Source organism: Teichococcus aerophilus (genome assembly GCF_014490485.1).
In the GTDB taxonomy this organism is placed as follows: Bacteria; Pseudomonadota; Alphaproteobacteria; order Acetobacterales; family Acetobacteraceae; genus Pseudoroseomonas; species Pseudoroseomonas aerophila.
On the sequence record NZ_JACTVA010000066.1, the window covers coordinates 1 to 20,890 of the forward strand.

The 20,890-nt window shown below is 70.1% G+C and carries 18 protein-coding genes and 1 tRNA gene; 7 read left to right on the top strand and 12 right to left on the bottom strand.

Annotation, left to right across the window (positions count from 1 at the left end):
• The 4 genes from IBL26_RS22765 to IBL26_RS22780 all read left to right on the top strand — a co-directional run.
• On the top strand, nt 1–895 hold an 895-nt coding region (locus IBL26_RS22765; RefSeq protein ID WP_408901971.1), incomplete at its 5' end, for a metal ABC transporter ATP-binding protein.
• A 5-nt stretch (nt 896–900) separates the two neighbouring features.
• Nucleotides 901–1,773, top strand: coding sequence for a metal ABC transporter permease (locus tag IBL26_RS22770; protein ID WP_194443697.1), 873 nt, complete (start codon nt 901–903; stop codon nt 1,771–1,773).
• Nucleotides 1,770–2,627 carry a metal ABC transporter permease gene (locus tag IBL26_RS22775; RefSeq protein WP_187786807.1) on the top strand — a complete coding sequence of 286 codons (858 nt, stop codon included), beginning with the start codon at nt 1,770–1,772 and terminating at the stop codon, nt 2,625–2,627. The genes IBL26_RS22770 and IBL26_RS22775 overlap by 4 nt, the downstream gene beginning before the upstream one ends.
• A gap of 411 nt (nt 2,628–3,038) precedes the next feature.
• Complete coding sequence (locus IBL26_RS22780; protein WP_187786808.1) at nt 3,039–4,385, top strand: carbohydrate porin; 1,347 nt, start codon at nt 3,039–3,041, stop codon at nt 4,383–4,385.
• Nucleotides 4,386–4,940: 555 nt separating this feature from the next.
• On the opposite strand, the gene IBL26_RS22785 is transcribed toward IBL26_RS22780, so the two are convergent.
• The 5 genes from IBL26_RS22785 to IBL26_RS22805 form a co-directional block, all read right to left on the bottom strand.
• Entirely contained in the window at nt 4,941–5,714 is a 774-nt protein-coding gene (locus IBL26_RS22785) for a heme ABC transporter ATP-binding protein (protein WP_187786809.1), read from the bottom strand.
• On the bottom strand, nt 5,711–6,805 hold the full coding sequence (locus IBL26_RS22790) for a FecCD family ABC transporter permease (protein ID WP_187786810.1): 1,095 nt from the start codon (nt 6,803–6,805) through the stop codon (nt 5,711–5,713). Before IBL26_RS22790 ends, IBL26_RS22785 begins: the two co-directional genes overlap by 4 nt.
• Complete coding sequence (locus IBL26_RS22795; protein ID WP_187786811.1) at nt 6,802–7,710, bottom strand: heme/hemin ABC transporter substrate-binding protein; 909 nt, start codon at nt 7,708–7,710, stop codon at nt 6,802–6,804. Before IBL26_RS22795 ends, IBL26_RS22790 begins: the two co-directional genes overlap by 4 nt.
• Nucleotides 7,711–7,714: 4 nt before the next feature.
• Complete coding sequence (locus IBL26_RS22800) at nt 7,715–8,779, bottom strand: hemin-degrading factor (protein WP_187786812.1); 1,065 nt, start codon at nt 8,777–8,779, stop codon at nt 7,715–7,717.
• Nucleotides 8,780–8,982: 203 nt separating this feature from the next.
• Entirely contained in the window at nt 8,983–11,046 is a 2,064-nt protein-coding gene (locus IBL26_RS22805) for a TonB-dependent receptor domain-containing protein (RefSeq protein ID WP_187786813.1), read from the bottom strand.
• Between the two features lie 185 nt (nt 11,047–11,231).
• Between IBL26_RS22805 and IBL26_RS22810 the strand changes: the two genes are divergently transcribed.
• Nucleotides 11,232–12,089, top strand: coding sequence for an alpha/beta fold hydrolase (locus IBL26_RS22810; protein WP_187786814.1), 858 nt, complete (start codon nt 11,232–11,234; stop codon nt 12,087–12,089).
• Nucleotides 12,090–12,648: 559 nt separating this feature from the next.
• The gene (locus IBL26_RS22815) at nt 12,649–13,641 is read left to right on the top strand and encodes a Bug family tripartite tricarboxylate transporter substrate binding protein (RefSeq protein ID WP_187786815.1); all 993 of its coding nucleotides are present in this window, start codon (nt 12,649–12,651) and stop codon (nt 13,639–13,641) included.
• Nucleotides 13,642–13,716: 75 nt separating this feature from the next.
• Here IBL26_RS22815 and IBL26_RS22820 read toward each other — a convergent pair.
• Nucleotides 13,717–13,788 (bottom strand) — tRNA-Thr (locus IBL26_RS22820).
• A 312-nt stretch (nt 13,789–14,100) separates the two neighbouring features.
• Between IBL26_RS22820 and IBL26_RS22825 the strand changes: the two genes are divergently transcribed.
• Entirely contained in the window at nt 14,101–14,400 is a 300-nt protein-coding gene (locus IBL26_RS22825; protein WP_206684293.1) for a hypothetical protein, read from the top strand.
• 611 nt (nt 14,401–15,011) lie between these two features.
• Here the strand turns inward: IBL26_RS22825 and IBL26_RS22830 are convergent.
• The 6 genes from IBL26_RS22830 to rlmB form a co-directional block, all read right to left on the bottom strand.
• Complete coding sequence (locus tag IBL26_RS22830) at nt 15,012–15,929, bottom strand: hypothetical protein (protein ID WP_187786816.1); 918 nt, start codon at nt 15,927–15,929, stop codon at nt 15,012–15,014.
• A gap of 496 nt (nt 15,930–16,425) precedes the next feature.
• Nucleotides 16,426–17,103, bottom strand: coding sequence for a hypothetical protein (locus IBL26_RS22835; protein WP_187786817.1), 678 nt, complete (start codon nt 17,101–17,103; stop codon nt 16,426–16,428).
• A 4-nt stretch (nt 17,104–17,107) separates the two neighbouring features.
• Nucleotides 17,108–18,424, bottom strand: coding sequence for a 4-aminobutyrate--2-oxoglutarate transaminase (gabT, locus tag IBL26_RS22840; RefSeq protein WP_194443698.1), 1,317 nt, complete (start codon nt 18,422–18,424; stop codon nt 17,108–17,110).
• A gap of 83 nt (nt 18,425–18,507) precedes the next feature.
• Nucleotides 18,508–18,648: a hypothetical protein gene (locus IBL26_RS22845; protein ID WP_187786818.1), complete on the bottom strand. Its 141-nt coding sequence runs from the start codon at nt 18,646–18,648 to the stop codon at nt 18,508–18,510.
• A gap of 113 nt (nt 18,649–18,761) precedes the next feature.
• Nucleotides 18,762–18,989 carry a hypothetical protein gene (locus IBL26_RS22850; RefSeq protein ID WP_187786819.1) on the bottom strand — a complete coding sequence of 76 codons (228 nt, stop codon included), beginning with the start codon at nt 18,987–18,989 and terminating at the stop codon, nt 18,762–18,764.
• A gap of 662 nt (nt 18,990–19,651) precedes the next feature.
• Nucleotides 19,652–20,416: a 23S rRNA (guanosine(2251)-2'-O)-methyltransferase RlmB gene (rlmB, locus tag IBL26_RS22855; protein WP_187786824.1), complete on the bottom strand. Its 765-nt coding sequence runs from the start codon at nt 20,414–20,416 to the stop codon at nt 19,652–19,654.
• Nucleotides 20,417–20,890: the final 474 nt, after the last annotated feature.

The window sequence follows — 20,890 nt, forward strand, 5'->3', positions numbered from 1 at the left end:
CCGGCCCACCGGCTGGCTGGCCCGCTGGGCCGGTGGCCGCGCCGCTGCCGCCGGCGGCACGGCGGGCTGGACGCCGCGCCTGGCGGTGGAGGGCATCAGCGTCGCCTATGCCAGCGGCCATGTGGCGCTGCGCGACGCGACGCTGCGGCTGGACCAGCCGACCATCTGCGGCCTGCTGGGCGTCAACGGCGCCGGCAAGTCCACCCTGTTCAAGGCCATCATGGGCATGGTGCGCCCCGCCGCCGGCAGCGTGACCATCGGCGGCCAGGCGGTGCGGGAGGCCCAGCGGCAGAACCACGTCGCCTACGTGCCGCAGAGCGAGGAAGTGGACTGGGCCTTCCCCGTCAGTGTGCGGGACGTCGTGATGATGGGCCGCTACGGCTACATGAACCGCCTGCGTATCCCGACCGCCGCCGACCGCGCGGCGGTGGAGGCCGGGCTCGCCCGCGTCGGCATGCTGGAGCATGCGGAGCGGCAGATCGGTCAGCTCTCGGGCGGGCAGAAGAAGCGGGTCTTTCTGGCCCGCGCGCTGGCGCAGGATGGCCGGCTGATCCTGCTGGACGAGCCCTTCGGCGGCGTCGACGTCACCACCCAGGAACAGATGATGCAGCTGTTGCGGGAACTGCGTGAGGAAGGCCGGATCATCCTGGTCTCCACCCACGACCTCGCCAGCGTGCCGCAATTCTGCGACCAGGTGGCGCTGGTGAAGGGCACCGTGCTGGCGGCCGGGCCAACGGAGGCGGTGTTCACCCCCGCCAACCTGGCGCGCGCCTTCGGTGGCTCCGGCGCCGTGCAGGCGGCGGCGGGGCTGACCCTGGCGCCCGGTGGCGAAGGCCAGTCCCTGGTGCTGGATGCGGAAGGCCGCGTGCTCGGCCGCCTGCAGCCGCTGGAATAGCCGGCATGCTGATCCCCTTCGAATACGAGTACATGCGCAACGCCATGCTGGTCAGTGCGGCCATCGGCGGCATCTGCGGCATGCTGTCCTGCTTCGTGGCGCTGAAAGGCTGGTCGCTGCTGGGGGACGCACTCTCCCACGCCGTGGTGCCCGGGGTGGCGCTGGCCTGGATCCTGGGCCTGCCCTTCGCGCTCGGCGCCTTCGCCTCCGGCCTGCTGGCCGCCTGGGTCATGGGTTTTATTCGTCGCAACAGCCGGATCCGGGAGGATGCGGCGATCGGCGTCGTCTTCACGGCCTTCTTCGGTGCGGGGCTGGTGCTGCTGACGCTGTTCCCCAGCAATATCCGCCTGCGCACCATCATCTTTGGCAACGTGCTCGGCATCGCGCCGGAGGATACGCTGCAGATGATGATCGTCGCCGGCGGCGTGCTGGCGGTGCTGGCGCTGCGGGGGCGGGACCTGGTGCTATGGGCCTTCGATGCCACGCACGCCCAGGCCATCGGGCTGAATACGCGGCTGCTGCAGATGCTGCTGCTCGGCTCCGTCGCCGCCGTCGCGGTGGCGGCCATGGTGGCGGTGGGGGCCGTGCTGGTCATCGCCATGCTGGTGGCGCCGGGTGCCACCGCCTACCTGCTGACCGACCGCTTCGGCCGCATGATGGGCATCGCCACCGCCATGGGCGCCGCCACCGCCTTCGCCGGCGCCTATCTCAGCTACTTCCTCGATGGCTCCACCGGTGGCGTCATCGTCAGCCTGCAGGCGGCGATCTTCCTCGTCGTGCTGGTGGTGGCGCCGCGGCACGGGCTGCTGGCCGGGCGCCGCGCCCGCCGGCGGGCGCAGGACCAGGCCCAGGACCAAGCCGGAGGGCAACTGGCATGATCGACGCCCTGCTGGCCCCCTTTACCCATGGCTTCATGCTGCAGGCCATCGGCACCGGCACGCTGGTGGCCACCGCCTGCGCCCTGCTCTCCTGCTTCATCGTGCTCAAGGGCTGGTCGCTGCTGGGGGATGCCATCTCCCACGCGGTGCTGCCGGGCGTCGTCATCGCCTCCGCCATCGGCGCGCCGCTCGGCATCGGCGCCTTCATCGCCGGCATGGCCTGCGCGCTGGGTGCCGGCTTCATCCAGACCCATAGCCGGGTGAAGGAGGATGCGGCGCTCGGCGTGGTGTTCACCGGCATGTTTGCCGCCGGCCTGGTGCTGCTGGCCTTCCTGACCACCGAGGCGCACGTCACCCACATCCTGTTCGGCAACATCCTGGGCATCGAGCCGGACGAGATGTGGCAGACCGTCATCGTCGGCGGGCTGACCCTGCTGGTGCTGGCGGTGAAGGGGCGGGACCTGGTGCTGTTCTGCTTCGACGCCGTGCACGCCCGCGGCATCGGCCTGAATGTCGCCGCCCTGCGCATCCTGTTCCTCGCCCTGCTCTCGGCCGCCGTGGTGGCGGGGGTGCAGGCCGTCGGTGTCATCCTGGTGGTGGCGCTGCTGATCACGCCCGGCTGCATTGGCTACCTGCTGGCCAACCGCTTCGGGCGGATGGCCGCCATCGCGGTGGCGGCCGCCGTGGCATCCAACCTGCTGGGCATCCTGGCCAGCTACCACTTCAACGTCTCGCCCGCCGGCAGCATCGTCGTCGTGCTTTCCACGCTCTTCGCGGTGGCCTTGGTGCTGGCGCCGGAGCATGGCCTGCTGGCAGCCCGCCGCGCCCGCCGGCGCGCGGCGGCTACCCTCTGAGGCGCTGCGAGTTGGGCTTGCCATGGCGGGGAAGGTGAAGGCCGGGGAAGGAATTCCCCGGACCCCTTCTTTTCTTTCTGCGAATTTGGCGTGGCGCTTCAGGACTGAGAGCGGACGCTTCTGATGATATGAAAATGGGCCACGCGGGCTGAACCGTCAGTCGCCGGAGGTCTAGGACCTCCGGGGCACCCAGCCGTCCTCCAAGGCCATCCTTTCCACAGCCTCGCCCGCAAAACTCGAAATAAGAAAGAAGGGATCTGGGGAATTCCTTCCCCAGCCTTTTCCCTCTGCCACGTGGTTTAGCCCCGCAGATGACAAATTCCCCATCTGCGCCGCCCACCCGCGACAGCGCCGCAGATGTAACATTATAACGCTCACGGATTCCGGTCAGGCTCTGGAAAGGGTATCGCCATGCGTATCACATCCCGGCCCGCGCACTTGGCGGGCATGGCTTTGCTGGCCGCCACGGCGTTGGTGCCGGCCCCGTCCGCCCAGGCGGCGGAGGAGGCGGGGTGCAGCACGGGCCATGCGCTGACGCCGGGGTTATGTGCCAGCGCGGGCCTGCTGGCGGATGGCTTCGTCAATCTGCGGGGTGGTTTGCGGCGGGATGCCTCGGCGCTCGGCCAGCTGACTTTGGGGCTGGAGGCAGATCTGGCTACGCTGGTGTCTCCAGCGCTGGAGGGGTGGAGCTTCAACGCCAGCGCCATCGGCATCTATGGCCGCCAGCCGACCCAGGCGCTGACCGGCAGCCTGGCACCGCTGAGCAATGCCGAGGCGCTGCCGACCCTTCGCCTGAACGAGTTGTGGCTGCAGCGGCAGTTCGGTGGCTTCGGCTCCATCCGCTTCGGCCAACTGGCGGTGGATGCGGAGTTCGCGACGGCGGAGGCCGCCGGGAAACTGGTGAACGGCACGTTCGGTTGGCCGGTGGCGCTGGCCACCAGTCTGCCCAGCGGTGGAGTTGCGTATCCCTTCGCCGCGCCGGGCATCCGCCTGGCGCTGGGGGACCCGGAAGGGGGCAGCGGCGTCCGCATGGGCCTCTATGCCGGCGACCCCGGTGGTAACCGGGGCGAGGAGACGGACCCGCAGCGCCACAACCGCTACGGCACCAATTTCAGCTTCACCGGTGGCAGCTTCATGATCCTGGAAGCCGTGGTGGGCGCATCGCTGCCGGAAGGCGAGGAAGGGCCGCGCCCCTGGGTCGGCAAGCTGGGCCTCTGGCACCATGCGCGGGGCGACTTCGCGGCGCAGCGCTATGCCGATGACGGGTTGTCCCTGGCGGACCCTGCCTCCAGCGGCAATCCGCGCCGCTACCGGGACAACCAGGGCGCCTACGCCATTGGCGAGGCCACGTTGTGGCGCCAGGGCGGGCAGAGCATCGCCGCCTTCGCCCGCGGCTTCGTGCAGCCAGCCAACCGCAACGCCGTGACCTGGCAGGCCGATGCCGGCCTGGCCTGGGCCAATCCGCTGGGGCAGAACGGCGATACGGCGTCCCTCGGCGTGTCCTACGCCCGCATCGGCGGTGACGCGCGCGGGCTGGATACCGACATCGCCCGCTTCGACGACCCCGCCTACCCGCGCCGGGATGGCGAGGCGGTGATCGAGGCGAACTACGACATCGCCATCCTGCCCAACCGCCTCAGCCTGCGGCCCATGGCGCAATGGATCCTGCACCCGGCCGCCAACGAAGCGAACGAGACGACCGGGCGCCCGCTGCGGGATGCCTTCGTGGCGGGGCTACGGGTGAAGGCGACGTTCTGACGCGTTGAGCGGCAAGATGGGAGGAAGGCTGGGGAAGGAATTCCCCAGACCCCTTCTTCTTTCTGCGAGTCTTTCGGGTGTGGATGGGGGGGCGTCGGCCATTTTGGGCCAGACCGGTTTACACCGAAGGTTCGTGACAGCTGGAGGCCGGTCGATCGCCCGAATGACTCACGTTCTTGCTCATAGCCGCACCCGCCAATCCTGAAGCCCACGCCAACTGACAGAAAAAACATGGGGTTCCAGGGGAATTCATTCCCCTGGCCTTCTCTCCCCCTGTCGAATGTCGACCAGCCTTAGAACGTGATGGCTTGAGGCGGAATCACCGGAGGCTTGAATCACCCGGTCAAACAGCGACGGAGAGCATGGTGTGTGAACGCATCATGCTCTGGGCCTTTGCACACAGAGGCCGCATGGGCTGCGCCGTCAGTGGTGCGGATCATGCACACTCGGCGCACCCGCCCACCTGAGTCTCTGAAAACGAATGGCGGGGCCCGGGGCGATTCAACCACCCAAGCGAGGTCCAGGGGGCAGAGCCCCCCTGGCGGCGCAACGGCGTCATGCCGTGAGAAACAGCCCCACCGACGCCTCGTCCAACCCAAAGGCGAGGCGGATGCGTTCCGGCGTCAGCACCACCGCCGGAGTGTCGAGCACTGTGCAGCGCCCACCTTCGATCAGCGCCACGTCGTCGGCGTAGCGCGCGGCGAGGCGGAGGTCGTGCAGCACGGCGATGACGCCGCCGCCCGCATCGGCGAAGCGGCGGGCCTCGGCCAGGGCGCGCACCTGGTGGGCCGGGTCCAGCCCGGTGACGGGCTCATCCAGCAGCAGCCAGCGGGCGGTGCCGTCCAGCACCGGGCGGTCCAGCTGGACGAAGGCACGGGCCAGTTGCACGCGCTGCTGCTCGCCGCCGGAGAGGGTGGGGACGCTGCGCTCGGCCAGGTGCAGCAGCTCGAACCGCGCCATGGCTTCCTCGACCAGGGCAGCGTCCTGGTGGTGGGTGGTGCGGCCCCGGTGCGGCGCGCGGCCGAGGGCAATGGCCTCGTGCACGCGGAAGGGAAAGGCGATGCGCGCGCCCTGGGAGACGACAGCGCGGCGGCGGGCCAACGCCTCGGCACCGATGCGGGCCAGGGGGTCGCCGTCCAGCAGCACCTCGCCGGCCTCGGCCGATGCGGCACCGGAGAGGAGGGAGAGGGCGGAGGTCTTGCCGGCGCCGTTGGGGCCGATGATGGCCAACAGGCGGCCGGGCCGGGCCTGCAGCGTGACGTCCTGCAGCACCAGCCGGCGGCCCCGACGCAGCGAGGCCTGGTGCAGGGCGAGTGCGGCGGTGCTCACTCGCTCTGGCCCGTGCGCTTGGAGCGCAGCAGCAGCCAGAAGAAGAACGGCACGCCGACCAGTGCGGTGACGACGCCCAACGGCAGCTCGGCCGGCACCACCACGGTGCGGGCGACGATATCGGCCAGCACCAGCAGCGTGCCGCCGGCCAGCGCGGCGCCGGGCAACACCACCCGGTGGTCCGGCCCGACCAGCAGCCGCACCAGATGCGGCGCGACGAGGCCGACGAAGCCCACCATGCCGGCGCTGGCCACGGCGGCGGCCACCGCCACGGCGGCGAAGCAGGCGACGAGCCGGGCGGTGCGGGCGGGGTCGGAGCCCAGGGAGCGCGCCTCGGCCTCGCCCAGTGCCAGCAGGTTCAGGGCGGGAGCCAGGCGGAGAAGGCCGATAGCCGCCAGCAATGCCAGGATGAGCGTCGGCAGCACGCTGGCCCAGTTGGCGCCGCCGACGCTGCCGAGCGTCCAGAAGGTGAGGCTGCGGAGTTGCTCGTCGGTGGCGACGAAGGTCAGCCAGCCGATGGCGGCGCCGACCAGCGCGTTCAGCGCCACTCCGGCCAGCAGCATGACGGAGGTGACGACGCGGCCTTCATGCCGGGCCAGCAGGTAGACGGCGGCGGTGGCCAGCAGCCCGCCGCCGAAGGCGGAGAGCGGCAGCATCCAGGGCCGCAGCACAGAGCTCGCGCCGATGATGGCCGGCGGGCCGATGACGATGATGCAGGCCGCCGCCAGCGCCGCGCCGGCGGAGACGCCGATCAGCCCCGGGTCGGCCAGCGGGTTGCGGAACACCCCCTGCATGGCGGCGCCCGCCAGCGCCAGGGAGGCGCCGACGCCGAAGCCCAGCAGCACGCGCGGGGCGCGGATGGCGAGGAAGACCTGCCGGTGCAGCGGGTCGATGCCCGCGGCATCGGCCAGGCCGAGCTGAGCGGCCAGGATATGCAGTACCGTGGCGGGTGGGATGGCCAGCGCGCCGATGCCGAAGCCGGCCAGCGCTACGATGCAGGCCAGGATGCCGGCGCCCCCCAGCAGCCAGCGGCGTTCCCGCCGCCGCTTGTCGGCCAACCGCAGGCCGATGCCGGTGGCGCTGGCGCTCATTCCAGGCCCCGCATCCGGCGGGCGATCTGGGTGATGGCGGCCGGCAGGCGCGGCCCGAAGCCCAGGTGGAAGTTGCCGTCCACCGCCGCGATGCGCCGGTCCCGCCCCGCCGGCGTCACCGCGATGGCGGGCAGCGCGGCGGCGGCGGCCGGGCCGCCGATGCCCTCCAGCGTATGGGACATCATCAGCAGCACGTCCGGTGCGGCGGCGGCCGCCACTTCGGGGGAGATGGCCTTGTAGCCATGGGTTTCGGCGAAGACGTTGCTGCCGCCGGCCAGGCGGATCATCGCATCCGCCGCCGTGTTGGCGCCGGCGGCCATGGGGGCGCCGCCATTCATCGACAGGATGAACAAGCAGCGCGGGCGGGTGGGGAAGCCGGCCACCTCCGTCTGCGCCCGGGCCAGCTCCGCCTCGAAGCGGGCGCGCATCGCCTGGCCGGCGGCGTCGTGGTCCAGCGCGCGGGCGATGAGGGAGATCTTCTCGGCCACGTCCGCCGGGTGGCGGGAGGTCGCCATGTGCAGCAGCGGCACGCCGGCACCGCGCAACTGGCGCAGCGCCGCCGGCGGCCCGGCATCGCCGCTGGCAAGGATGACGCTGGGGCGGAGGGAGAGCAGCGCCTCGCTGCCCAGCTGCCGCAGGTAGCCCACCTTGGGCAGGGCCTCGACCGCCGGCGGGAACAGGCTGGTGGTATCCACCGCCACCACATTCCCCCCCAGCCCGAGCGCGTAGACGATCTCCGTCACGTCGCCGCCGAGGGAGACGATGCGGGAGAGGTCGGTGACGGCGACCTGCTGCTGGTCCGCATCCATGACGGTGGCGGCGTGCGCGGCCCCGGTCATGACGGCTCCGGTCGTGGCGGCCATGCCGGCCAGCAGCGCGCGGCGGGAGAGAATGGGATGGCGCATGGGTTCAGGCCTTCGTCAGGCTGGCGACGATGCCGCGCCAGCTCTCCAGCTCCGGCTGCCCGGGCTTCCGGCCGCCGAAGAACAGCGTGAAGTATTCCTGCGTGGAATCATACAACTCCACCGCCGTCAGCCAGCCATCCCGCGTCGGCTTGCGCACCACCCAGGCCTCGGCCACCGCGTCCTCGCGCAGATGCAGGTCGAAGCGCGCATCCAGCACGTTCAGCCAGGGGCCGGTCACCTTGATGTTGTGCACCGGCCCGGTGTGGATCTGGATGCAGCCGCGGTTGCGGGTGAACACCATGATCGGCGTGGCGGAATCCGCCGCCGCTTCCAGCAGCGCGCGCGGCGCGGCCGGGGTCAGGCGGAAGGCCAGGTCCTCGCCCACCAGCCGCAGCGCCTGGTGGCGGCCGGCCTTGTGGGCGCGCAGCATGCGGGCGAAGTCGTGCGTGTCCTCCAGCGCCAGCCAGTCCTGCCGCAGCGCCGCGACGTCGATCTCGGCATCCGGGCGTAGCGGCGGGGCGGCGGGGAGGGTGATGGGGGCGAAGCTGTCATCCTGCGCCGGCGCCAGATGCGCGGCGACCAGGGCTTCCCAGGCCGCGAGGTCGGTCTCCGGCCGGGCGTAGATCTTGTGGACGGCGACGCCCTCGGCATCGAAGAACTGCAGGCTGCGGCGGGTCTTGCCCTCCGGCAGCGCCTCCTCCAACGCGAAGCCGTGGTGCCAGTGGTTGAGGAAGATGCGCAGGTCCACCTCGCCATTCGCCACGGTGGCGATATGGCCAGGGATGCTGATGCGGCCGAAGCTGCCGACCTTCTCATGCACGCAATGCTGGTTGCGGGTCAGCACCATCACCTCCCCCAGCGTGGGCAGGGCGCGGATCAGGGCGGCGAAGTCGCTGCCCAGGCGGCGCGCGGCCTCGCCCACCTGGCTGGCGACCAGGCTGGCTTCCGGCACGCCGAGGATGGCGGCGATGTCGCGCACCCGGGCCTGCGGGTGGCTGCCGCGCGCCGCCTGCCAGGCGGAGCGGAGGCGGGCGCCGGGCGCACCCAGCAAGGTTTCCTGTTCGGTCACGTCATGGCCCTCCACGGGTCAAACATAGGATTGATACTCATTCTCATTCAATGGCCGCGTGCGGCCGGTAGGCGATGGCCACACGCGGCCAGCCTCACTCACTGGCCGGGCGCTGCGGGCGGGCACGGATGGCTGTCCCCGTCCGGCACGGCACGCGGCCTGGACGAGAGGAAGCCAGAAGGCAGGGTCCGGCAGGCCGCGTCTCAGAAACTGACAGTGAGGCCGCCGATGATGGTGCGGCCACGGCCGCTATCTGTCGTCTCGGACAGTGCCTGGGTGTAGGCGATGTCGGCCAGGTTGGTGGCGTTGGCGAAGACGCGCATCCGGTCGTTCACCGCCCAGGAGCCGTACAGGTCGATCAGCGTGTAGGAGCCGGTCGGCGCGGCGGTGGGGGAGGAGCGGCCCTGGGTGCTGCCATAGGCGCGCACGCGGGTGCCGACGGTCACGCTGCGGTCGAACAGCCGGGCGCCGATATCGATGCCGAACATAGTGTCCGGCAGGAAGTTCTGCGCCGCCGCATTCGCGTACTCGATATCCGTATGGGTGAAGGACAGGTTGGCGTAGGCGACGCCGATATCGTAGCCGCCTTCCACCTCCACGCCGCTGAGCGTGCTGGTGCCGGCGACGTTCTGGTAGAAGTTCTTGGTGCTGCGGCGGCTGTCCTGCACGCTGACCAGGTTGATGAAGTCCTCCACCTCCGTGCGGAAGAGGCCGGCCTTCAGGCGCAGGCTGTCACCTTGGCGCAGCACGTCCTGCGTCAGGATGTTGAAGCCGACCTCCACCCCCTGGCCGCGTTCGGCCCGCAGATAGGGGTTGGGATAGAAGCTGGAGGTCGCGCCGGCATGCACGCCGGAATACAGCGTCTCCGCCGTCGTCGGCGGCCGGAAGGTCCAGCCATAGGAGGTGTAGAGCTGCAGCCACTCCGCCGGCCGCACGGAAAGGGTGAATTTCGGGCTGGCGCGGCCTTCCTCCCGGTCCGCCTGGAAGGTGCCGGTGACGGGCACGGGCGCGTTGGTCGGCGCCGCGTAGCCTTCGCCATCCAGCTGGTAATGGTCGTAGCGAAGCCCCGCGATGACATCGACGATGCCACGCGTGAAGGTGGTCTGGGAGAAGACGCCGCCGATCTTCAGCGTGCCGTCCGGGTTCACGCCGCCGCTGCGGGTGGAGACCTCGTTCTGTGCGTATTGCGCGCCGTAGTCCCAACGCACGTCTAGCGGGCCGAGCGCGAAGCGGGAGGTGTTGGAGATGTCGAAGCCATAGGCCGTATCGGTCAGCAACCGGCCGCTGCTGGTCCCCCAGCCGCTGCCGTTGTTGCGGTCGTACCAGTTCATCCGCGCCTGGTTGTAGGAAAGGTTGGCGTGCAGATCGACCCACTGGCTGCCGGGGTTGTAGTCATAGGCAGCGGCCAGCGTGTTCACCTGCATCCGCTGGTCGTAATAGTTGGAGCTGAAGGTATTGGTGTAGACGCGGCCGCTGAGAGTGAGGCGGTGTTCCGGCGATGGCTCGAATCCCAGCTTCAGCAGGCCGTTGCGCATGTTCTGCTGCGTGTTCTCCACCGTGTCGCCATGCCCGTTGTCGTAGCGCGACTGGTTGAGGCCGCTGACACCCGCCAGCACGCTGACGCCATTGCCCGCCCGCGCCGCGCCGACGACGCCGCCCGAGATGTTGTAGCCGTTATCCCCCGCCATGACGGTGGCGCGGCCGCCGGCGCTGTTGCCGGGGCGGATGATGTCATCCGCCGTCAGCGTGCGGAAATTCACCGAGCCCGCCAGCGCGCCCATGCCGCCGGCGGTGGTGATGGCGCCGCGCTCGATCTCCACCCCGGAGAGGAACAGCGGGTCGATATAGGCGAAGCTGCCGCCTTCATGCCCGGCGACGCGGAAGGTCTGGCGCACGCCGTCGATCATGGTGTTGACGCGGCCGAAGCCTTCCATGCCGCGGATATTGACCTGCACGCCGGGCTGGGAGGCGATGTTGTTGACGGCGACGCCCGGCGTCATCTCCAGCAGCCGCTTCGGGTCGTTGCCGGTTTGCTCGATCTGCTCCGGCGTCACGCTGCTGACGGGGGCGGGGGTGACGAAGGGGCGCTCGGCGGCCGGGATGCGCTCGGCCCGCACATTCACCGGCGGCAGCTGCGTGGGGGCGATGGCGTCGCCGGCCGCAGGTGGCGTTTGCGCCCGCGCCGCCAGGATGGGGGAAAGCGCCACGGTATGGAGGGCCGTCGTGGCCAGGAGGGTCAGCAGCAGGCGCGGCCGCGGGAATGCCATGGGTGAAAGCTCCGATTCGCCCGGACGCTTCGGGCTTGAAGCGATAGCTCGGCGATACAGTTGCGAGTGATAGTGAGAATCATTATCATCATCAAGCACCCTTCGCGGGCTTGATCACCACGGGCACGGATCGACGCGCGGCGCCGGTGCGCGCAAGCTGCACGGGCACAGCACGGAGGTTTCCCATGCCCGCCACCCCGCCCTTCGCCGTCCCCGGCGGCACCGCCCCACGCCAGCGCGGCTTCGTCCCGCGCCCCTTCGGCCGGCTGTACTACGAAGTGACCGGGGAAGGGCCGGCGCTGGTCTTCGCGCACGGGCTGGGCGGCAACCACCTCTCCTGGTGGCAGCAGGTCGGCCATTTCGCCGCCAGCCATTGCTGCGTCACCTTCAGCCACCAGGGCTTCGCGCCCTCCGACACCCCGGCGGACGGCCCCGACCCCGCCGCCTATGCCGAGGACCTCGCCGCGCTGATCGCGCATCTCGGGCTGCAGAACCCGGTGCTGGTCGGCCAGTCCATGGGGGGCTGGACCGGCATCACCTTCGCCCTGGCCCATCCTGGCGTGCTGCGCGGGCTGGTGCTGGCGGCGACCTCCGGCCCGATCGATCCACGCCAGGCCGGCGCCGCGGCGCTGGACGCCCACGCCGCCTGGGCCACGCGGTCCGAGGCCGCGCTCCGCCAGGGCGCCGCGCGCGGCGTGCACCCCGCCATCGGCCTGCGCGGCGCGGAGGAGCAGCCCGCCGCCCACTTCCTCTACCGCGCCATCGACGAACTGAGCGTCGGGCTGGACAAGGACGCCCTGCGCCGCCGCCTGTTCAGCACCCGGGACCGGCCGGCCAGCGCCCTGGCCGCCATCGCCACGCCCACCCTGTGGATCACCGGCGCGGAGGACGTGGTCTTCGCCTCCCCGGTCGCACCCTTCCTGGCCGCCGCCATGCCGCGGGCCCGGCACGTCGAGATCGCCGATGCCGGCCACTCCGCCTATTTCGAGCGTCCGGCGGCGTTCAACGTGGCGCTGGGGGAGTTCCTGGCGACGTTGGGCTGACGGAGCGGGAGAGGAAGGCTGGGGAAGGAATTCCCCAGACCCCTTCTTTTTCGCGAGTCTGGCGGGTGCGGGGGCGGAACTGGTGACAGCAGCGGCCTGATTTATTCATCCAGGCTGCGCCTGCAATTTTCCAATTGCTGCTGCATCAGGAATCTCTCGATCTGGCTGGAGCATGTCAGGCTGATGCATGGAACATGCCTGCGGCCAAGCTACATCGGGCCGGAGGCGGCAAGGGAAGGCCAGGGGAATGCCTTCCCCTGAAATCCATAGTTCTTCCCTCAGCTGGCGTCAGGCTTCAGGACCGGCACGCGACGGAACCATGCGGAATACCGTGGGCCATCGGACCAAAACCCCCCGCCCGCCATTGGAGGCAAAGCTGACGCCCCAACAGCCGCGCCCAAAAAACTCGCAGAAAAAAGAAGGGGGTTCGGGGGAATTCATTCCCCCGACCTTCCCCCTCCCCCCAAGCCCCCATACTCTCCCGCCCAGGGTTGAAATGCCGTGCAGGCGGCCGGGCGGACGCGGTGGAAGCACCCGTCGGTGGAGGAGCGTGACGCGGATGCTGAGACGGGATTTTACGGCGCGGGCGATGCTCGCGGGGCTGGGGCTGGCGGGCATGGGCCCGGGGCGGGCGGCGCTGGCCCAGGCCGCGCCCTGGCCGCAGCGGCCGGTGCGGGTGCTGGTCGGCTTCGCGCCGGGCGGCTTCGCCGACATTGTGGCGCGGGCGATGGCGGAGCAGATGACCGCCACGCTGGGCCAGACCTTCGTGGTGGAAAACCGGACCGGAGCTTCCGGCACCCTGGCCACGGCGGCCGCGGTGCGGGCGCCGGCCGATGGCTCCGTGCTGCTGCTGGGGCATTCGACGCCGAATGCGGTGGCGGCCGCCCTGTTCAAGGACCTGCCCTACGACCCGGTGCAGGACCTGACGCCGATCGCGCAGGTGGCGGTGCACCCGCACATGCTGGTGGTACCGGCGAGCTCGCCCTTCGGCAGCACGGCGGAGCTGGTGGCGGCGGCGAAGGCCAGGCCCGGCAGCGTGACCTATGCCTCGGCCGGCATCGGCTCCGTGCACCACCTGGCCAGTGCAATGTTCGCGCAGAAGGCGGGGCTGGAACTGACGCATGTGCCGTATCGCGGCAGCGCGCCGGCAATGGCGGATCTGCTGGCCGGGCGGGTGAGCATGGCGATCGACGGCGTCAGTGCCGTGGCGCCGCAGATCGCCGATGGCAGGCTGCGGCCGCTGGCGGCGGGGACGCTGGCGCGGATTGGCCGCTTCCCGGACCTGCCGACACTACAGGAGCAGGGCTATGGCGATATCGATGCGATGAGCTGGGTCGGGCTGTTCGGCCCCGCCGGCCTGCCACCGGAGGTGGTAGCGACGGCCGCCGCCGCGATCGACCAGGCGCTGAAGGCGCCGCCGGTGCTGAAGATGCTGGCCGATGCCAGCACCATCGCCGCCACGCGGCGCGGCCCGGAATTCGGCACCTTCGTGGCGGCCGAGGTGGAGCGCTACAAAGCCGTGCTGGGCGACAACCGCATTCCGTTGGAGTGAGAGCCGGGGCCGGGCGAGGCCGTGAAGGCCTTGGCCCGGCCTCTGGCCTGGCGCCAGCGGGCGGAGAGGGGGGTATGCCGGGTGAGGGGATCGAACCCCCGACCTTCGGTTTACAAAACCGCTGCACTACCGCTGTGCTAACCCGGCAAACGGCCTGTCCGTTCAACTTCAACAGCGGGCGTTTTTCAAGCCCGTCCGGCCGGGTTTTCTCCCCTTGGCCGTTCGCAGGCGCTTCATAGCACCTCCGGCGAGGGTGTCATCAGGGGAGGGAGCAAAGCCGAGCCAGTGGCGCGCTTTCAGCCGGTGGCTGCCCTGGCCAGCGGAAGGCCATTGGCTGGCCGGCCAGGGCCGTCCCCATGGGCCGGCTGCAGCGCGCCGCTTTGACTCTGGCCGTTGAACCTGCCCTTTGAGTGACTGCCCGCAGCGCACGCTGCGGCTGCGATACCGAAAGGCCAAGCCTTGAGCAGAGTACCCTGGCGCATCTGGCTGCTGATCCTGATGGTTCTCATCGGTATCGCACCGCTTGCGTCCGTTGCTCTGGCCGGGCTGATTGCCGAGCTGAATGGCTGCGGTCTGCACGAAGGTTTCGCCCAGCCCTGCATCGTCGCCGGGGTCGATATTGGCGGATTGCTGTACACCATGGCGGTCATGGGCTGGCTGATGCTGGTCTCGCTGTTCTTCCTCGCGGGGGGATTGCTCGGGCTGGCCAAGGAAGGGGTGCTGCTGGTCGTCCGGAAGATCTGGGCCCGGCAGCGGTGACGCCAGATCGATGTTCGGCCTGGAGCAGGAAGGCCGGGGAAGGACTTCCCTGGACCCCATCTTTCGTTTGCGAGTCTTCCGGGTGCGGCCGCCGCAGCGGCAGCCTGTCGGGACCGGGTTACGCCGAAGGTCCATGACCGCCGGAGGCTGATGGTTCAGCCCAGGTGGCCCATAACCTTTTCCCTGGCGCCATCCCGTAGTTCTGAAGCCCTACGCCAACTGACAGAAAAAAAGATGGGGTTTAGGGGATTCATTCCCCGGACCCTCCTCCCCGCTCTGAGCCGAATGTCGATCGGCGCCTCGGACACCAACCCCGCCGCAAGGCCGGGCCGCTTCCCGGCGCTGAAGCAGCGTCGGTCCACTCGCGCCGGGGCCAGACGGCTCATCGTCCTCACGGCCACGGTGCTTACAAGCGCCATGGCGATGCCTCTGTTGAAGAAGCGGACATGGAAAGGGCGGGCGAAGTGTCCTTCCCCCGCCCGGTCGCCGTTCCTGAGTGTCGAGGCGTGGCTGCTGGAAGCTGAAGCTGCCGGCAGCACGATCCGGACGAATTCCGGGGGCGGTCCGCCGCAATGGCGCGCGGCGGACCTGTCCTAGGAACGGCTGCGCCCTCAGCGGTACAGGCGGTCGCTACGGGCGCCGGCGCGGGCGGCGAAGGCGGCCACGATGGCGCCCAGCAGCAGCGTGCCGAAGATCCAGTAGCCGGCCACGGAAGCCGCCTTGGCGGTGGCGTCCGCTGCCTGACGGGCCTTCGCCTCGGCCTCGTCCAGGGTGCGCTGGGCCTGCTGCTCGGTCTGCTGGATGCGGGTACGGGCCTCATCCTGGCTGATGCCGGCCTCGGCCGAGACCAGGGCCGTCAGGCGGTCCATGTCCTGCTGCGGCAGCGGGCCGCTGGTGACGCGCTGGCCGACCAGACGGCCGATCTCCGCCTTGCGCTGGTCCGCGTTCATCTGCGCCGGGTCGCCGCTGGGGGCGGTCAGCGCATTGCGGGCGCGGTCCGTCGCCTGGTCGGTCAGGGAGCGCAGGGTGGAGTTGTCCGTACGGTCGGACGCCTCGCGCCCGGCGGCGGCAGCGGCATTGCCGGCCCCGCTGGCGACGCCGCCCATGACGGAGGACAGGCCGGCGCCCGCGGTGGAGACCGCCTTGCCCGCCAGGTTGCCCACCAGCATCACCGCCAGCAGGGTGGCGGTGGCCCAGACGGCCAGGCCGTGCAGCGTGGCGTCACCCTTTTCCACCGCGCCGGACAGGCGGGCGGCGACATAGGCGCCGACGGCGAGGGAGATCAGGTTGGCGACCAGCAGCCAGATGCCGCCGGCAATGCCGAAGCTGGACGCGTCGGGCGTGGCGCGCTGCGTGGCATCCACCATGTTGGCGCCGATGGCGCCGCCCAGCGTGTTGAGCGTGATCGAGACCACGATGGCGAGGATGGTGCCGACGAAGATAGCGCCCCAGGACACCCGGCGGGGGGTCACAAGAGCAGCGGTCGGCGCGGCATCCGTGTGGATTGTCGTATAGGCTGCGGATGACATCTTGCGATTCCTGATTTGTCATGACGGCACGGGACGTGGCCTGCTGCCCATCCCGCGCGTCACCACCTCGATGCTGGTTGTCCAATGCGCTGCGCTTCAGGCAGCCGCGCCGATAACGTGGCGAAGAGCGAAAGCGTTGCGCTGTGCGAGAGAGATCTCGCCCGGATCCGCAACGAGGGCATCGCTGGATCCGGATACGGGGATGGGCGCTCCGACCGGGCCGGATCGACATTTCAGTTTTGGGCAGGGAAGGCCGGGGAAGGAATTCCCCGGACCCCATCTTTTTTCTGCGAGTTTTTCGGGGGGGTCGCCGATGCGGCCAAGGGCGGGATGACGCCGGAAGCAGAGGGTTCAGTCCAGGTGGCCCACGACCGCACCGGCTGGCCCTGAAGCCCCACGCCGACTGACAGAAAAGATGAGGTTTGAGAGGAATTTATTCCCCTGACCTTCCTTCCCACCCCGAGCCAAATGTCGGCCGTAGGCCGCCCGCCGGTGCCTACTCCGGCTCGCTGCCGTCGCTGCGGAGGACGAGGGGGCGCATCAGCAGGGCGGCGCCCAGCCCCCAGCCGCCATTGACGGTGAGGTTGGCCCACCAGCCGGGATTTTCCGCAGTCAGCGGCGGCAGCGGCAGGGGCGGCAGCGGCCACGCCGGTAGGGGCACCCCGCCCGCCAACAGGGCGAGGCCGAACGTGCCGAAGGCCAGGCCGGCCAGCAGGTCCGGCACCGGCAGCCAGAGCAGCAGCAGGGACAGCACGGCGCCCGCGATGCCGCCGGCCAGGGCCAGCGCCACCAGTTGCGGCATGTGCCACCAGCCGGGCAGCGGCAGCAGGCTGTAGCCCTGGTCAGGCAGCGCGTGGAACAGGTGGTGCAGCAGGAAGGTGGCGCCCTGCTGGATGAAGACCATGGCGATTAAGCCTGTCCAGAACCCGCCGCGCAGGGCGCGGGCGGTATCCTCGGGCAACAGGCGGTTCAGCAGGGAAGTGCCGAGCGCGATGGCGGCGCCGAGCAAGGCGATATCCCGCCACCTGTCCAGGCCGATGGCCAGCAGGGTGTCGGGGATGCCGGCCTGGCCGCGCATCCCCGGCGGAACCCCAAGGCGCGCCACTGCCAGCAGGATCACCGCCAGCAGGGCGCCGCCCGCTGCCACGCGCAGCAGCGAGCCTAGCAGGGTCACAGGGTCAGGCGGCGCGTTCGGCCACGCATTCCCGCATGCAGTCGGCCAGGATATCCATGCCCTCGTTGATCAGGGCATCGGACGCCGTCAGCGGCACCAGGAAGCGGATGACGTTGCCGCGCACGCCGCAGGAGAGCAGCACCAGGCCCTTCTGGCCGGCCCGCTGCACCAGCGCCTTGGCCAGATCCGGGTCCGGACGGTCGGCTTCGCCGCCGGCCACCAGTTCCATCGCCACCATCGCGCCGAGCGCGCGGATGTCGCCGATGACGCCCTTCAGGCTGTTGCTGTCCTGCAGCTGCTTGATGCGGGCGACGAACAGGTCGCCGATCTCATTGGCGCGGGCGCAGAGATTCTCTTCCTCAATGATGTCCAGCACCGCGTTGCCGGCGGCGCAGGCCAGCGGGTTGCCGCCATAGGTGCCGCCAAGGCCACCGGGGCCAGGTGCGTCCATGATCTCGGCCTTGCCGGTGACGGCGGAGAGCGGGAAGCCGCCGGCCAGCGCCTTCGCCATGGTCATCAGGTCGGGCTCGACGCCGGAATGCTCGATGGCGAACATCTTGCCGGTGCGGGCGAAGCCGGTCTGCACCTCATCGACGATCATGACGATGCCATGCTCGTCGCAGATGCGGCGGATGCCCTGCAGCAGCTCGGCCTGCGCGATGTAGAAGCCACCCTCGCCCTGCACCGGCTCGATGATCATGGCGGCGATACGCTTCGGGTCCACGTCGGCGCGGAACATGACGTCCAGCGCGTCGAGCGTCTGCTCCACTTCCTTGCCGTGATAGGTCACGGGGAAGGGCAGGTGGTAGACGTCGCTCGGCATCGCGCCGAAGCCGACCTTGTAGGGGACGACCTTGCCGGTCAGCGCCATGCCCATCAGCGTGCGGCCATGGAAGGCGCCGGAGAAGGCGATGACGCCGCTGCGGCCGGTATGCGCCTTGGCGATCTTGACGGCGTTCTCGATCGCCTCGGCGCCGGTGGTCAGGAAGATGGTCTTGCGCGGGCCGCGGGTGGGGACGACGGCGTTCAGCCGCTCCGCCAGGCGGATATAGCCCTCATACGGCATCACCTGGATGCAGGTGTGGCTGAAATTCTCCAGCTGCGCGGCGACGGCGGCCTTCACCTTGGGGTGCATGTGGCCGGTGTTCACCACGGCGATGCCGGCGCCAAAGTCGATGTAGCGCTTGCCTTCGATGTCGGTGATCTCGGCGTTCTCCGCCTTGGCGGCGAAGACGGGCAGCTGGATGCCCAGGCCACGCGGCACCGCCGATTCACGCCGGTCCTGCAGCGCCTTGTTCTTGCCAGTCGAAGTCACGCTCATCGTTCATTACTCCCGGAGCACCGAAAATCGGGCGGGACGATGCGCCTGCTTCCTGCGTGCGGCAAGGGGTGAAGCGGCGGGTTTCAGCCCGCCAAGGACCAGAGCTGCGCCGCGACGAAGAGAAGCGCCGCGCACAGGCTCAACAGCATCGGCGTATCCACCACCTCCGGCGGCTCCGTCAGGAAGCCGCAGGGCGGAGTGATGGCGGGAGGGTCGATATCCATGACGTGTCCCCAGGTCGAGTGGGTTCAGGATATCGACATTATCCAGCGATGGAATGATAAAATACGCTTTTATCTTAGTTGATATCTGTCGGTGCCTGTTGCCACGGCGTGGGTCACGCGTGGCCGGCCACGCCATAGGTGCTGGCATTGGTGGCGCGCACCACGGCGGCGAACAGGCGCAGCGCCTCCGGCCCGCCCTGGTCGAGCAACGAGCCACCTTCCATTTCCCGCGCCAGCAATTCGGCATGGGAGGCCAGGGTCTCGGCCGCACGCTCCAGCGCCTGGCGGGAGAGTTCGATCTGCATCGTATCGGAAAGATGGTGCCATTCGGCGGGCCGCATCGCGGTATCCCCTTGCTGCGCCGTTTTGGCAGTGGTCCCGGCCCCTGATTCCGTGGGCCGGCTGTCGCACAATGGCGGCCAAGGGTTGAGAAAGCGTGAACGGTGGCTGTCTCGCGGTTCACGCTGCTGTCAGGTCTCGCCGGTGGTGCCGATTCTGGGCGGATGGATTTTCGGCCGGTCACCTTCGGCTCAGGGTAAGAGGGGCAGGTCTGGAGAAGGAACTCCCCCTGCGTAAACGTATACGTTTACGCCATCTTTTTTGTCAGTTGGCGTGAGGCTTGAGGATCAGCAGGTGCGGCGGTGAGAAAGGGCCACCTGGGCTGAACCAGCAGCCCCAGGCGTCGCCCCGCCCCTGGCCCGAAAAGGCCAACGCGGCATCGGCCACCCCGAAAGACTCGCAGAAAAAAGATGGGGTCCTGGGAATTCCTTCCCCGGCCTTTCCTGTCCGTGCCGAGGGTGGCTCGGTGCGTCGCACGGATGTGCCTGACAGAGACAGCAACATCGGCAAAACCGGCGCAGGAAAAACTGCCCCGACCTGCTCAGGCTATTTACGGAGTTGGCAGCCACCGACCCCGGCCGAGGCAAACGCCCGGCCGATCGCGGGTGCGGGGACCTTGTCCTGCCAGGGGAGACCGAGGAGGGGCGCCCCTCGGTCCCGCCCTTCAGCCCTTCCGGGCCAGTTCGTACAAGGCCACCGTGGCGGCGGCGGAGACGTTCAGGCTCTCCACCTCCGCCACGATGGGCAGGCGCACCAGTTCGTCGCAGGTCTCGCGCTGCAGGCGGCGCAGGCCGGTATCCTCGGCGCCCAGCACCAGGGCGACGCGGCGGTCGGTCGGCTTGGCCTCGGCCAGCTCGCGCGTCGCCGCGCCGTCCAGGCCCATGACCCAGAAGCCGGCCTTCTGCAGCGTGACGATGGTGCGGGAGAGGTTCACTTCCCGCACCACGGGCACGATTTCCAGCGCGCCGCTGGCGGTACGGGCCAGCGCCGCCGTCTCCGGCGGGGCATTGCGGTCCTGCATCACCACGGCGGCGGCGCCGAAGGCGGCGGCCGAGCGCAGGATGGCGCCGACATTGCGCGGGTCGGTCACCTGGTCCAGCAGCAGCACGGGGCCGTTGGAGGCCGCCAGCGCGTCCTCCAGGTCCGCCGGCGGCAGCGGGTCGGCCAGCAGGGCGGCGCCCTGGTGCACGGCATCCTCGGTCAGGAAGGTCTGGAAGCGGTTCTTCTCCACCCGCTCGGCCTGCAGGCGCCAGGGGCGGGGCAGGCGCTCGGCCAGGGTCTCTTCCGCATCGGCGGTCAGCAGCAGGCGGCGGACGCGGCGATTCGGATTTGCCAGCGCGGCGGCGACGGCATGTTGCCCGTACAGCCAGAGCGAGCCGTTGGGCGCCGCCATCTCCTGGTCCCGCGGTGCGCGGGAGAGGCGGGGCATCGGCGGCGGCACGTCCAGTTCCGGCGCGCGGTCCTGGAAGCGGCCGGGCGGGCGGGTGGCGCGGCCTTCCGGCCGCTCGCCACGCTCGGGCTGGAAGCGACCGCGCGGGGCGCCGGCGGCATCATCGCGGCGGAAGGCGGGGCGGCTGTCCTGGCGCGGCGCGCGCTCGGCACCCTGCTCGTCCTGCTCGGCGCGCGGGTAGCCAGGCTGGGGGCGCGCGGATTGCGGGCGGCCACCGCGCGGGCGCTCGCTCTGGGCGTTATCAGTATATGTGCGCCCGGAGTGGGGACGGTCGCCGTGGGGACGGTCACCCTGCCGGCGGTCGCCCGGCGTGCGTTCACCCTGGGCGCGCTCGGGGCGGAAGCGGCCCTGGGGCGCCTCGGCCTCATCGCGCCGGGGTGCGCGGCCTTCCGGGCGCGCTATGCGGGGGGCGAAGCGCCCGGCGCCACGCTCGGCACCGCCGGCGGCACCGCG

What these genes read in the sequence shown, in the direction of transcription:
- IBL26_RS22810 (WP_187786814.1), top strand. Translation starts at nt 11,232, where the DNA reads ATGCCCGCCACCCCGCCCTTCGCCGTCCCCGGCGGCACCGCCCCACGC.
- IBL26_RS22780 (WP_187786808.1), top strand. Translation starts at nt 3,039, where the DNA reads ATGCGTATCACATCCCGGCCCGCGCACTTGGCGGGCATGGCTTTGCTG.
- IBL26_RS22815 (WP_187786815.1), top strand. Translation starts at nt 12,649, where the DNA reads ATGCTGAGACGGGATTTTACGGCGCGGGCGATGCTCGCGGGGCTGGGG.
- IBL26_RS22775 (WP_187786807.1), top strand. Translation starts at nt 1,770, where the DNA reads ATGATCGACGCCCTGCTGGCCCCCTTTACCCATGGCTTCATGCTGCAG.
- IBL26_RS22805 (WP_187786813.1), bottom strand. Translation starts at nt 11,046, where the DNA reads ATGGCATTCCCGCGGCCGCGCCTGCTGCTGACCCTCCTGGCCACGACG.
- IBL26_RS22790 (WP_187786810.1), bottom strand. Translation starts at nt 6,805, where the DNA reads ATGAGCGCCAGCGCCACCGGCATCGGCCTGCGGTTGGCCGACAAGCGG.
- IBL26_RS22770 (WP_194443697.1), top strand. Translation starts at nt 901, where the DNA reads ATGCTGATCCCCTTCGAATACGAGTACATGCGCAACGCCATGCTGGTC.
- IBL26_RS22850 (WP_187786819.1), bottom strand. Translation starts at nt 18,989, where the DNA reads ATGCGGCCCGCCGAATGGCACCATCTTTCCGATACGATGCAGATCGAA.
- rlmB (WP_187786824.1), bottom strand. Translation starts at nt 20,416, where the DNA reads ATGCCCCGCCTCTCCCGCGCACCGCGGGACCAGGAGATGGCGGCGCCC.
- IBL26_RS22795 (WP_187786811.1), bottom strand. Translation starts at nt 7,710, where the DNA reads ATGCGCCATCCCATTCTCTCCCGCCGCGCGCTGCTGGCCGGCATGGCC.
- gabT (WP_194443698.1), bottom strand. Translation starts at nt 18,424, where the DNA reads ATGAGCGTGACTTCGACTGGCAAGAACAAGGCGCTGCAGGACCGGCGT.
- IBL26_RS22830 (WP_187786816.1), bottom strand. Translation starts at nt 15,929, where the DNA reads ATGTCATCCGCAGCCTATACGACAATCCACACGGATGCCGCGCCGACC.
- IBL26_RS22845 (WP_187786818.1), bottom strand. Translation starts at nt 18,648, where the DNA reads ATGGATATCGACCCTCCCGCCATCACTCCGCCCTGCGGCTTCCTGACG.